General features: G+C 57.1%; 12 protein-coding genes. 4 read left to right on the forward strand and 8 right to left on the reverse strand.

Features of this window, described 5'->3' with window-relative positions; all coding sequences use genetic code 11:
• Window positions 1-145 precede the first annotated feature (145 nt).
• From fabG to JRJ26_07885, 6 genes are all read right to left on the reverse strand, one after another.
• The gene (gene fabG / locus JRJ26_07860; GenBank protein MBW2057396.1) at window positions 146-886 is read right to left on the reverse strand and encodes a 3-oxoacyl-ACP reductase FabG; all 741 of its coding nucleotides are present in this window, start codon (window positions 884-886) and stop codon (window positions 146-148) included.
• Window positions 887-1,137: 251 nt separating this feature from the next.
• Window positions 1,138-2,271, reverse strand: coding sequence for a 6-oxocyclohex-1-ene-1-carbonyl-CoA hydratase (oah, locus tag JRJ26_07865; GenBank protein MBW2057397.1), 1,134 nt, complete (start codon window positions 2,269-2,271; stop codon window positions 1,138-1,140).
• A gap of 231 nt (window positions 2,272-2,502) precedes the next feature.
• The gene (gene had / locus JRJ26_07870) at window positions 2,503-3,615 is read right to left on the reverse strand and encodes a 6-hydroxycyclohex-1-ene-1-carbonyl-CoA dehydrogenase (GenBank protein MBW2057398.1); all 1,113 of its coding nucleotides are present in this window, start codon (window positions 3,613-3,615) and stop codon (window positions 2,503-2,505) included.
• Between the two features lie 99 nt (window positions 3,616-3,714).
• Window positions 3,715-4,467, reverse strand: coding sequence for a 3-oxoacyl-ACP reductase FabG (locus JRJ26_07875; protein ID MBW2057399.1), 753 nt, complete (start codon window positions 4,465-4,467; stop codon window positions 3,715-3,717).
• Between the two features lie 50 nt (window positions 4,468-4,517).
• A complete protein-coding gene (locus JRJ26_07880; protein ID MBW2057400.1) occupies window positions 4,518-4,733 on the reverse strand; it encodes an acetyl-CoA carboxylase biotin carboxyl carrier protein subunit in 216 nt (71 codons plus the stop codon).
• A 38-nt stretch (window positions 4,734-4,771) separates the two neighbouring features.
• Window positions 4,772-5,920: an acyl-CoA dehydrogenase family protein gene (locus JRJ26_07885; protein ID MBW2057401.1), complete on the reverse strand. Its 1,149-nt coding sequence runs from the start codon at window positions 5,918-5,920 to the stop codon at window positions 4,772-4,774.
• Window positions 5,921-6,241: 321 nt separating this feature from the next.
• Between JRJ26_07885 and ruvX the strand changes: the two genes are divergently transcribed.
• From ruvX to JRJ26_07905, 4 genes are all read left to right on the forward strand, one after another.
• Entirely contained in the window at window positions 6,242-6,667 is a 426-nt protein-coding gene (ruvX, locus tag JRJ26_07890; GenBank protein ID MBW2057402.1) for a Holliday junction resolvase RuvX, read from the forward strand.
• Window positions 6,664-7,704 (forward strand): endolytic transglycosylase MltG, encoded by a 1,041-nt coding sequence (mltG, locus tag JRJ26_07895; protein MBW2057403.1) that lies wholly within the window; start codon window positions 6,664-6,666, stop codon window positions 7,702-7,704. The genes ruvX and mltG overlap by 4 nt, the downstream gene beginning before the upstream one ends.
• A gap of 17 nt (window positions 7,705-7,721) precedes the next feature.
• Window positions 7,722-8,882 (forward strand): thiolase family protein, encoded by a 1,161-nt coding sequence (locus tag JRJ26_07900; GenBank protein MBW2057404.1) that lies wholly within the window; start codon window positions 7,722-7,724, stop codon window positions 8,880-8,882.
• A gap of 90 nt (window positions 8,883-8,972) precedes the next feature.
• Window positions 8,973-9,386, forward strand: a complete 414-nt coding sequence (locus JRJ26_07905) for a Zn-ribbon domain-containing OB-fold protein (protein MBW2057405.1) — start codon at window positions 8,973-8,975, stop codon at window positions 9,384-9,386.
• Window positions 9,387-9,675: 289 nt separating this feature from the next.
• Here JRJ26_07905 and JRJ26_07910 read toward each other — a convergent pair whose 3' ends face one another.
• Together JRJ26_07910 and JRJ26_07915 are read right to left on the reverse strand one after the other, a co-directional pair.
• Window positions 9,676-10,881: a 2,3-bisphosphoglycerate-independent phosphoglycerate mutase gene (locus tag JRJ26_07910; GenBank protein ID MBW2057406.1), complete on the reverse strand. Its 1,206-nt coding sequence runs from the start codon at window positions 10,879-10,881 to the stop codon at window positions 9,676-9,678.
• 22 nt (window positions 10,882-10,903) lie between these two features.
• Window positions 10,904-11,461 carry a nitroreductase family protein gene (locus tag JRJ26_07915; GenBank protein MBW2057407.1) on the reverse strand — a complete coding sequence of 186 codons (558 nt, stop codon included), beginning with the start codon at window positions 11,459-11,461 and terminating at the stop codon, window positions 10,904-10,906.
• Window positions 11,462-11,752 lie beyond the last annotated feature (291 nt).

Raw genomic sequence — 11,752 nt, forward strand, 5'->3', positions numbered from 1 at the left:
AAAAGGAGTTGTCAAGGTCTTACATGATCTTGATATACTGTAAAGAGCAGAGAGCGTATCGGAGCATGCACAAAGAACAGAAAGTTCGTTCGTTATACTGAACGAATCCGCGCAAGCGTCGATCCCCAAATCCCAACATCCTCCCCTACATGTTCCACCCCCCGGAAACCTCTACCGTGGCCCCTGTCATGAAACTCGCCTCGTCCGAGGCCAGAAACGCCACAACGCTGGCGACCTCTTCAGGCCGCCCGATCCGACCAAGCGGCGTATTATCCACGATCATGTTTCGATACTTTTCGGCCATCTTGGAAGTGGTTGGTGTGAGAATAAGGCCCGGAAGAACGGCGTTGACGTTGATTCCGTATCTGCCCAACTCCCTTGCCACGCTCTTGGTCAGGCCTATCACCCCGGCCTTGGCCGAGCTGTAACTGATTGCGGCCATTCCACCGCACCTCCCATAGACGGAAGAGATGTTGACGATCTTTCCGTAGCGGCTCCTCACCATATGGACTGCGGCAGCCTGGATGCAGTTCAGGGTCCCTCTCAGGTGGACACCGAGTACGGCTTCCCAATCCTCCCTTGTCACCTTGAAGAGAGTCGCCCCCCGGTCAAAACCGGCGTTGTTCACCAGGATATCGATCCTTTTCCAGACCTCCAGAACCCGATCGACCATCCCCTGGACTTCCCCCTGGTCTGCCACATCTATCGGAAAAACAAGTGCCTCTCTCCCCAGGTCGACCAGCGTACGTCTTGTTCCCTCTCCGGTTTCCGGATTCCTCTCGGCGACGGCCACGTCAGCCCCTTCGCCGGCGAGCTTCAAGGCAATGCTCCGGCCTATTCCCTGACCTGCTCCCGTCACGATGGCTTTCTTCCCCTTTAGTCTCATCCTCCCACCTCTCTGAATCTCACACACGATTTGGGTTGAACCGGAATGAAGCGAAGAATCGCGATCCGCGGGCAGATGCCAGGACTGGAATCTGGATTCTCCGTTACTTCGCTCCCCAGAACGACAAGGTCTCCTTGTAAGGCTGACCCTCCAAAAAAGAAATACCCTTTGGGCCGGATGGAACCTCCAGGCCCACAGGGTATCTCCAATTGGTCAGACCGATGACCAGAACCTTGTGCCCGGCCTGCCACCTACTTTTTCGGCTTCGGCAACACCCGTTCGGCCAGGTCTTCGTCGTAGACATGGATATTGGCGACCTGCCGCCGGAATTCAAGGAAATCGATCACGGTTGAACCTGTCTCCTTCTGGGTGTTGAAGGCGTTGAATCCGAGCCAGGCATCCATGTTCATGTTCGCGGCGAGCCAGTAGACAGCATGGGCCTTGGTATTGTCCCACCAAAACCTCTTCTTGATCCGAATCGTCTCGATGGTCTTCATGAGACAGAGAGGGAAAGTATTCGCAAAGGTCCAGACCATGTTGTTGATAAACCCATCCAAGAGGCTCCAGTCGGTCTCCAGAGACTTCAGCAACTCCCGCGCCTCTTCGGCTTCCTTGCCGGTCTTCATCTCACCGTAGACAATCTCGCCATTGTCCACATATCTTTCCGTGATCACCCTGGGGTCCCTCACCCACTTGCCTTTCCGATCCTTCTTGATGGGGATAGCCTTGGTGATCAATCCCAGCCTCTCCATCTTATAGGCGCTCCAGGGCACGTTGGAGATACAGTTCCACATGGCCTGCTCCATGCTCAGATTCCAGGGCAGAAAGTCAGAAGATCCGCCGTCCGGTGTGGAACCGACCCGCGTGCCGGCCTGCCCGAAGACAGCGGTGTCGGCTGCCACGGTGAGATCACAGGCCTGTCCGATCTCCTGACCGCCGGCGATCCTCATGCCATTGCAGCGACAGATCACCGGAACGCGACACTTCAGTATGCCGTCCACCATACCCGAGAAGAGATCCATGTAGTCTGCATACTCCTTAGGCCTCCTGGTGTAGTACTCCGCATACTCCTTCGTGTTGCCGCCGGTACAGAAGGCCCTGTCACCCACTGCGGTAAAGATCGCTGCCACCACCGATCTATCCACAGAGGCCCTGTGAAAACCCGCGATCACCCCCTTGACCATTCCCGTGGTGTAGGAGTTGAACTGCTTTGGATTGTTCAGGGTGATCCAGGCCGTGTAGAGACCGTCCACCACTTCTCCATTTGGATCGACAAGGGCTTTTTTCTCGTACATGGTACAGGGTGGCTCGGTTCCGAAAAACTGATCTCCAAAAAGGTTGTGATCCTTTGGTTCGTTGTCCCTCACCAGCCAATCCAGTGCCATCTCGCCCCTCCTCTCCTGTCCGTGTTTGTGCCGAGGCCCAGGTGCATACCGCTTTGTCCCTCCCCGGCCCCTTGCATGCTCAGCCGTCACCGAAAAACGCAGGCTCCTGCTCTGGACGACAGGCCTTCTGGCCGCCTCTCAGTCCCCCTCCGGCCCAACCTCCCAAGCTCGGACCGGCACCCCCAGACAACAGGAGTCTGCCCCTTGAGTGGTTTTTTCAGTAACGCCGACTCAGAAATCAGGCTTGAGGACGATCCGCCTTGCCGGGGAACCCGCCTCATGGACCTCCTCAAAGACCGACTGGATCTGGCTCATCGGCCTCACCTCGACAAAGGGCTCGACATCGATCCTCCTGGAGACAACCATATCAAGCACGATGGGATAGTACTCGGGCAGGCATCCCCAGGTTCCGATGATTTCCGCATCAAAGGCCATGAGTCGAGAGATGCTGTACTCGACTTTGGCCATACCGAATCCGATCACAACCAGCTTACCCGTAAAGGAGAGCAACTCCAAAGCGATCTCCTGCCCCCCCTTCGTCCCACTCACCTCAAAAATCTTCCATCCGAATCCCCCTTCCAACCCGTTCTCTTTGCAGATCTCCCGAAATTCCTTCCTCACATCCCTGGGGCCCTTGCCCTGTGAATTGATGACAAAGTCAGCCCCGTAGTTCAAAGCTCTCTCGAGCTTCTCAGGGTTTCTCGCAATGCCGATGACGGCCTTTGCTCCCAGGGCCTTTGCAGTCTGAGCCATGTAGACACCCACCCCCCCGGTCACGCCGATTACAACGACTCTATCGCCAGGCTGAAGGTCCGCCCTCCTTGCAGCCTGGAAGGGTGTGGTCCCTGCATCGGCCACCACCGCCAGGTGTTCCAGAGGTATATCCCCCCGGTTCCTCACCTCGCACAGATCGACGGATGGGACAGGAATATGGCTCGAAAATCCGCCATAGATTCCAAGGCTGTTCCCGGGCATCTTCTGAGCCAAGCACCGATTTCCCCTACCGGTCTTGCAGAGAATACACCTGCGGCAGGGCATCACCGCGGGAATGATCACTTCCTTGCCGATCCAATTCTCGTCTCCAGCGATCACCCTCCCACTGATTTCGTGGCCCAGGGTCAATGGCGGTTTCTGCACGGTAGGCACCCCATCGTAGAAATAACCAAGATCGGTATGGCAAACACCGCATCCGGCCACTTCCACCAGAACCTCCTCTGGAGACAGAGGGGGAACCGGGATCGAGGTTCGTTCAAGCTTGCCCGGCGTTACCGAGCCCGTCTCCTTATCTCTCACCGCAGGCTGAACCATCTGCCACGTATCGATCTTCTCAGGTATCGTCGACATCCATTCCACCCCTTTCCGCCCTGCCCATTGAGCAGTCTTCCAAAAAGCGGCCCGAGACTGTTCCTCCCCCGGGGCAGGGTCTTCTCGAATCTCCCCCTGTCAGGTCAGTCCGTACCCACCGTCCACACACAGAATCTGACCGGTAATATACCGGGCATCCTCAGATGCAAGAAAAACAAAGGCCGGTGCCACATCCTCGGGATCAGCATAGCGGTTCAGAAGGATCCTCCTCAAATAGATATCCCTCAGCTTGGGATCCTCCTGGAGCTTCCGGGTCATCTCGGTAAAGACGATCCCAAGGGAAATGAGATTGGCATTCACCCCGAATCTCGCCAACTCCCTCGCGCAGGATTTTGTGAAAGCTACAAGACCCCCCTTTGCAGATGCGTAGTTGATCTGCCCGGTGGTACCCACAAGGCCGGCTACCGAAGTCACGTTGATGATCCGCCCCCCCCGCTGCTCCATGAAATGCGGCACCGCAGCCTGGGTACATAGAAATGACCCCTTCAGATGGACATCCACAACCTCGTCCCATTGCTCCTCGGTCATCTTGGAGAGCATTGCCGGCCTGGTGATCCCTGCATTGTTCACCAGAATATCGATCTTTCCGAAACGCTCCACAGCCGTTCCGACGATCCTCTCGCAGTCCCCCTTGCAGGCCACATCCCCCTGGACGGCCACCGCCCGCTGCCCCAGTCTTTCGATCTCGGCCACGACCTCTCGGGCCGGCTCGGCACGAGTGGCATAGTTAACGACCACGTCGGCCCCTTCCCGTGCAAAGGCAAGGCTCACCGCTCTTCCCACCCCACGCCCGCTCCCAGTCACAACTGCAGACCTTCCCTCGAGTCTCATCCTTTACCCCAGGGTACAGACCAGGATCAGGGGCCTCTCCATGGAAGCCCCTATTCGATCACCGCTATCAAACCGTCAGCTTCAACCTCCTGTCCGGGAGAGACGAGTATCTCCTTGATCACACCTCCCACGGGTGCCACCACCGGCATCTCCATCTTCATCGCTTCCAGGGTGGCTATGGGGTCGTTCTCCGCAACCTTGTCACCGACTTTCACCGCCACTGCCACGATCTTACCTACCATCGGAACCGTCACATTAGTCGCCATTTATCCCTTGCCTCCGTTCTCCAAACTGGTAAATCGGTTTACTTCCTCATCCCCAAAGCATACTGCCCGATTATCATCTTCTGGATGTTACTCGTCCCTTCCACGATCTGGTACGACTTGGCGTCTCGATAGAACCGTTCCACAGGGTACTCGGAACTGAACCCGTAGCTCCCGTATATCTTTACAGCCTCGTTGGCCGCCCGAACCGCCACCTCAGCAGCGTAGTATTTCGCCATCGATACCTGGAGGGTATTGCGTTGCCCCTGATCCTTGATCCAGGCGGCCCGATAGACAAGCAACCGGGCCGCCTCGTGTTCCACATACATCTCGGCCAACTGCTCCTGAACCATCTGGTGCTGGCCGATGGGTACACCGAACTGTTCCCTCTCCTTGGCGTATCTCACGGAATGCTCAAAACACGCCCGGGCTACTCCCACGGCCCGGGCAGCCGAACTCAGTCTCGTATTGTCCAGCATGCTCATGCAGATCTTGAACCCGGCCCCTCTCTCTCCGACCAGAGAATCCTTTGGAAGTTTTGCATCCTGAAAGATGATCTCACCCGTGGGCGCGCAGAACAACCCCAGCTTTGTCTCTATGGCCCGCTGCTCTACGCCGGTGGTGTGCATGTCAACCATAAAGGCCGAGATCCCCCTATGCCTCTTCTCCCGGTCCGTATAGGCGAATACAATCCCCACATCGGCGACCGGGACTCCGCTGATCCACATCTTCGATCCGTTGAGAACCCAGCCATCCCCGCTCTCCACCGCCTGTGTCCTCATGCCGGCCACGTCACTCCCGGAGTTCGCCTCTGTAATTGCGAAACAGCCCAGGGTGTCGGCTGAAATCAAAGGGGGAATAAACCTCTGGCGCTGCTCCTCCGAACCGAAAGCCAGCAGCACAGACTGAATCGCATTCATCTGGAGATTGAAGGGGAGGCCCCAGGAAGGGCTGACCGCCGCTATCTCCTCGGTCATAATAGAGGCTGCCAGATGGCCTTCCTCCAGTCCCCCGTACTTCTCCGGCGCGATGCAGGCAAAGAAACCCTGATCGGCCATCTCCTTTACCAACTCCCTCCGAAATCGGTGCTCCTTTTCGTCTTCCTCCATGGTCGGCGCGATCCGCTTCTCCGCAAAATTACGCGCCATCCTCCGCATCTCTTCCTGTTCTGGAGTCAACCCGAAATCCATACCTCTTCCCTCCTTTCGAAACGGAGCCGGCAAAGGACAGGAGCCGCCTTTATCTCTTCTGTGACCACAGGACAGTGCGGCGTGGACTGAGTTTGTACCTTTTTTAACAAAGCCCCCCTCCTTTGTCAAGCCTTTTCTGTTCGAGGAGTTCCCCCGCCTTGGGGAAAACCCTTGTTCTAGGGCGACACTGCCTGAGACACATCACGCCTCCAGTTACGCGGCCGACTTTAACGTGGCCTTGGGACTGCGGAGGAGGAGCTTGACAAAACCAACCGGCAGCCTTAGGCTGTAGTAATGACTGATGATTACGAGGAACCGCAAATGAGGGTCATGGGCCTCGATCTGGGAAGCAAAACCATCGGCGTGGCCGTTAGTGACGAGCTCGGATTGATAGCCCACGGAGAGAAGACCATTCGGCGTCAGAGCACCGAAAAGGATCTCGAGGCGATTGCCGACCTTGTCCGCAGGCTCGGCATCGTCCGGGTCGTGGTGGGACTGCCCGTCAACATGACCGGTACGCTCGGGGTGGAAGCCAAGAAGGTACTCCAATTCGTTGCCGCCATGAGAGATGCCCTCTCCGTCTCCATCACCACTTGGGACGAGAGGCTCTCCACGGTCCAGGCCGCAAGGGTCCTTCTCGAGGCGGGCCTTTCCAGGAAGAAGAGAAAGAAGGTCATCGACAAGGCGGCAGCTACGGTGATTCTCCAGGCCTATCTTGACGCCGAGCGAATTCGAGAATCCTCATGAAGAGATGGATCCTTTTCGCCCTGGCAGGGATGGGGCTCCTAGCCGGATCGATTGCGCTTTACGGGTTTGTCTATGCCCTGGTTCCCCCGCGGGGACAGGCGGCCTCCAAGATCGTCACTCTAGACAAGGGTTTGACCTTCAAACAGATCGCCCGGACCCTCGAGGAAAAAGGCGTCATCCACGGGGTTACACGGTTTATTCTGCTGGGCCGAATCGTCCACGCAGAGCCGAAGATCAAGGCTGGCGAGTACTGCTTCGACCTCCCCACCTCCCACTGGAAGGTCCTGAAGAAAATCATCGAGGGGAGGGTAAAGACGTACAAGGTCACGATCCCCGAGGGTTATACCATCTCCCAGATAGGGGATCTCCTCGATAGAAAGGGGATCGTCTCCAAGAAGGCTTTCCTCAAAGAGGCATCATCTCCGGAGTTACTCTCCCGCTATCATATCGAAGGACCGAACGCCGAGGGGTATCTCTTTCCAGACACCTACACACTCTCTAAGAACAGTGACCCGCAGGTGGTAATCCGGTTTTTTCTCGACCGGTTCCGCCAGGTTTTTACCCCGGACATGGCAATGAGGGCTTCGGAATTGGGTTTCTCCGAAGGGGAGATCGTGACGATCGCCTCCATAATCGAGAAGGAGACCTCCGATCCCAGGGAGAGGCCCCTGGTCTCCGCCGTCATTCACAACCGGTTGAAAAAGAGGATACGACTTCAGAGCGACCCCACCGTCATATACGGCATCCCTGATTTCAACGGAAACCTCACAAAACGAGATCTCGAAAGATACACCCCTTACAACACTTACCTCATAAAGGGGCTGCCCCCGGGACCTATTTCCAATCCCGGGATAGAATCCCTCAAGGCAGCCCTGTTCCCCGCCCAGGTGGATTATCTCTACTTTGTCTCAAGGAATGACGGAACCCACCAGTTCTCCTCCAGCCTCAAAGAACACAACATGGCCGTGAACAAATACCAGCGCCACAGGAAGAGGGCGAGAACCAGGGAGGCGGAAGCGGTGAGAGGGAAGCCGTAATGAGAAGGAGCGGATCCATGGAGAAGGTCGCCATTGTCGGTGTAGGCCAAAGTGCCTTCGTGCGCGGGTATGAAGGATCGATCCGGGAGTTGGCCTTTGAGGCTTATCGCGAGGCCATGGCGGACGCCCAACTCGGACCAAAAGAGATCGATGCCTCCATCATCTGTTCGGCTCCTGAGTATGACAAACAGAGAACCCCTGCCGGGGTAATCGCCGAGTATCTCGGACTGACACCACAGCCGACCTTCTATGTTGAGAACGTCTGTTCCTCCAGCAGCATGGGAGTGAGACTCGGCTATGCTTTGATCGAATCCGGGCTCCATGGGGTGATACTCGTCCTCGGATTTCAGAAGATGTCCGAGATCACCTCTGCCGAATCCCAGGAAAGGATGGGCCGAGGTGCTGACATCATGTGGGAGTCGCCTTTCGGCACCATGATGCCTGCCTACTATGCCATGCATGCCCGGGCGCACTTCGCAAGATACGGGACCACCGAGGAGGATCTAGCACTGATAAGGGTGAAAGCCGCACTGTACGGTCAGCTCAATGAAAAGGCCGTCTACCGAAAGAGCGTGTCTTTGGAACAGGTCCTCTCCTCTGACACGGTCTCGACGCCTCTAAAGAGATTCGACTGCTGCGCGAATGCAGACGGATCTTCCTGCATCATCCTGGCCCGAAAGGATAGAGCAGCCGACATGCCGAACAGGCCCATCTGGATTCTGGGGCTGGGTGCGGCTTCCGCACCTGTCAACATGGCGGGACGGGATTCCCTGACAGGACTGAGGTGTGCCCAGGAGGCAGCGAGGCAGGCCTTTGAAATGGCGGGCCTTGGACCTCAGGATGTGGATGTGGCAGAGATCCACGACTGCTTTACCATCGCCGAGCTGATGGCCTACGAGGACCTGGGGTTCGCCTCTCCCGGAGAAGGAAGATACCTGATTCGCGAAAAGGAGACATACCAGAAAGGAAGAATCCCCATCAATGTCGACGGGGGCCTCCTGTCAAAGGGGCACCCCATCGGAGCCACCGGAGGATCCCAGATCCGGACCGTCGTACTCCAGCTCCGCGGGGAAGCCGGACAGGCACAGGTTGAGGATCCGAAGGTCGGCTTGATTCATAATATCGGTGGAGTCGGTCTTTACGGCAATGTCACCATATTGGGAACCGAACCGGGCTGAGAGGACCGGGGATTCTGGTTGAGAGATGTTACAGGCCGGGAGGGCAGAAGAAAAATGCTCTTTTGCGGCTCGAACACCAAGGAGGGCTCGATGGGCTTTGAGGAATTTGGAACGGTCAGCTTCGTGTCTCAGACCAAAGTCGACGGCTTTGTCCATCGTCTCCGCCAGGGAAAGGTTTCCGGGAGCCGATGCAGGCAATGCGGCACCACATACTTCCCCCCCAGGGCAGACTGCTGCGCATGCATGTCGAGTGAGATGGACTGGTTCGACGTGGTGGGAGAGGGGAAACTGGTCTCCTATTCAACCCTCAGTTACGCCCCTACGGGGTTCGAGAGGGACCTGCCCTACACCATCGGCCTCGTACGATTCCCTGGGGAGGTCCAGGTTTTCGGCCGCCTGAGCAAATCCATAGAACCTGGACAAGTCGCTGTGGACATGGCCCTTCTTGTTCGTCCTGTAATGCTGCCGGGCAACAGAATTAGCTACGAGTTCGTCAAACCCTGATCGATTCCCAGCAGGTCGGCCGTCGATTTCGTCTCATCACCGGCTCACTTCACTTGCTCGGAGACGCTCAAATCGTTCAATCCCTTTGCTCGTTCGAGCGCCGCACTCTTTCGAATCGTCAAAGCGAAACCCAGATTGCGTTGAACGCAGAACCTTCAAGACCCCCGGTTTCGCGCCTCGAACAGCGCTACCGATCAAGGTTCGGACAGAGGCGAAACCGGTCGAACAGGCACGGCGAACGAACAGCTTGAAGGATTTGAACGAGAGCCGTTGGAGGCGATCCGCCCGCTCAGGCTCCGAATTTTTTCATTTTGAGCGCATTTGCCAACAGCAGGGGCATGAGGCTCATCGCCGGGATCCTCCCCAGCCCTCCTAGGGCGGCCTCTCTCTCGCTGAACCGCATGATGGAGTCGGTTCGCACGTAACGGGACCAGATAAGAATCGGGCTGGGATGCCAACTGTGAGACCTGAGGGCCGAAGGCGTGGAATGGTCTCCTGTCACTGCCACTACGTCAAAACCCAACTCCAGCACCCCGGGAATGAGGCGATCGGCCCTTTCCAGAGACGCAATCTTCCCCTGAAAATCTCCGTCTTCTCCACGCATGTCAGGTTCTTTGACATGGAAAAAAAAGAACTCAAAATCCCTGAAGTGAGTCTTGAGGGTCTCCAGTTCGTCCTCAAGAGCATCGCCGGTTTCGAGAACCTCCATCCCCACCAGGCTCGCAAGTCCCCGATACATCGGGTAGGAGGCGATTGCTCCGGCATTGAGCTTGAAAAGCTCTCTCATGCTCGGGATATGGGGCACCTGGGAAAATCCTCGAAGGAGCACCGTGTTGGCCTGATCCCTGCCCTGGAGCAGATCGGTGGCCTCCCTGATAAAGGCGTTCACCACCGACGCTGACCGCTCAGCCTCCCTGCGTATGGCAATGGCTGGGACCGCCTTTTTTCCATCCTTCTGAGGATCTGCATCTGTGAGACCCTCACCCAGCCCCTCTCCCTTGAAGACAGCCACGAATCGGTGTCCCTTGCCGGGTTGGATTAGGACACGGGTCCCCTCGACTGTCTGGATCTTGTCCTGAAGAATTCGACAGAGCTCCCGGTTCTTCTCGGTCGAGAGCCTTCCAGCCCTCCGGTCGATCACTATCCCTCTGGCATCAAGAGTGGCGAAATTCCCCCTTGCTGCAAGATCCCCTTTCTCGAGCTTCATGCCCACCCCCACCGCTTCGAGCACGCCGCGCCCTATCTGGTAGCGCAATGAATCGTAACCGAAGAGGGCGAGATGTGCCGGCCCACTGCCCGGGGTTATCCCAGGTGCTATCGGGTCGACAAGCCCGCACACCGATCGGCTGGCAAGACGGTCGAGGTTGGGAATTGCACTCGCCTCCATCTCGGTTCTTCCATCCACGGGAAGCCCCCCCAGTCCGTCGATAACCAGGAGGAGAATCTTGGAACCCGTCTCAATCGTAATCGACCGGATCAATTCCTCCGAATCCATACTCATCCCCTCACACTCAGCCCTACTTTCCAGGCTCCCCCTCGTAGGTCTCGTATCGGACAAAGCCGGAGATCTCCTTTCTCCCCGGTGCCCTGGGTGTCTTTTCAGGATGGCCGATGGGAACCAGGACGACCAGCGACCGGTCATGAGGCACCGCCAGTATCTGCTCCCCCCTCTTCGCGTCAAAAAGCCCAACGATAACAGACCCCAACCCCAGGCTGTGGGCTCTCAGGCACATGTTCTGAACCGCGAGGCCCGTGTCAAACATGTACCAGTCCCCTTTGTCCGTGCTGACCTCCCCCCTGTAGAAACCGGCCAGGCCCCTTTTTGCACACACCGCCATGACCACGGGAGCCCGTGTCATGGCGTCCTTGGCAGGGTTGCCCCCGGAGAGGGTTTCGGCGAGAAGCTGTTTCCTGTCTGCATCTCGCACCACGACCACCTCCCAGCATTGAGTGTTTGCCCAGGATGGAGCCCACCTCACGGCCTCCAGAATCGCCTCCAGGTCCTCCGAAGAAACATCATCTCCCTTGAAACTACGAACAGTCCGCCTCTCCCTGATAGCCTCAGCAACATCCACGCCGCAACACCTCCTGTCCGATGATCTCCTTCACTTTATAGGAATTCTGTGGAAATGTATAGACCTCAATTCGCCTCCCTCGCGGGAGTTCCACCATTTTAGACAACCCCTCGCCCGCCTTAGTGGAGTTTCCTGAGTTTTCGGCCCAGGATTCTTGCAAGTATATGGCTTCACGATTTTTTCTGTCTTGGCAGGAGAACACCCTTGTCCCCTCGCTCCTGAGCTCACGCGGTGACCCTATCAAGGTTCGCGGGTGGGGAATTCCTGCCCCTTCCCCACGAACACGACTCA

The sequence above is a fragment of the Deltaproteobacteria bacterium genome (genome assembly GCA_019308905.1).
In the GTDB taxonomy this organism is placed as follows: Bacteria; Desulfobacterota; BSN033; order WVXP01; family WVXP01; genus JAFDHF01.

What these genes read in the sequence shown, in the direction of transcription:
- fabG (MBW2057396.1), bottom strand. Translation starts at nt 886, where the DNA reads ATGAGACTAAAGGGGAAGAAAGCCATCGTGACGGGAGCAGGTCAGGGA.
- oah (MBW2057397.1), bottom strand. Translation starts at nt 2,271, where the DNA reads ATGGCACTGGATTGGCTGGTGAGGGACAACGAACCAAAGGATCACAAC.
- had (MBW2057398.1), bottom strand. Translation starts at nt 3,615, where the DNA reads ATGTCGACGATACCTGAGAAGATCGATACGTGGCAGATGGTTCAGCCT.
- JRJ26_07875 (MBW2057399.1), bottom strand. Translation starts at nt 4,467, where the DNA reads ATGAGACTCGAGGGAAGGTCTGCAGTTGTGACTGGGAGCGGGCGTGGG.
- JRJ26_07880 (MBW2057400.1), bottom strand. Translation starts at nt 4,733, where the DNA reads ATGGCGACTAATGTGACGGTTCCGATGGTAGGTAAGATCGTGGCAGTG.
- JRJ26_07885 (MBW2057401.1), bottom strand. Translation starts at nt 5,920, where the DNA reads ATGGATTTCGGGTTGACTCCAGAACAGGAAGAGATGCGGAGGATGGCG.
- ruvX (MBW2057402.1), top strand. Translation starts at nt 6,242, where the DNA reads ATGAGGGTCATGGGCCTCGATCTGGGAAGCAAAACCATCGGCGTGGCC.
- mltG (MBW2057403.1), top strand. Translation starts at nt 6,664, where the DNA reads ATGAAGAGATGGATCCTTTTCGCCCTGGCAGGGATGGGGCTCCTAGCC.
- JRJ26_07900 (MBW2057404.1), top strand. Translation starts at nt 7,722, where the DNA reads ATGGAGAAGGTCGCCATTGTCGGTGTAGGCCAAAGTGCCTTCGTGCGC.
- JRJ26_07905 (MBW2057405.1), top strand. Translation starts at nt 8,973, where the DNA reads ATGGGCTTTGAGGAATTTGGAACGGTCAGCTTCGTGTCTCAGACCAAA.
- JRJ26_07910 (MBW2057406.1), bottom strand. Translation starts at nt 10,881, where the DNA reads ATGGATTCGGAGGAATTGATCCGGTCGATTACGATTGAGACGGGTTCC.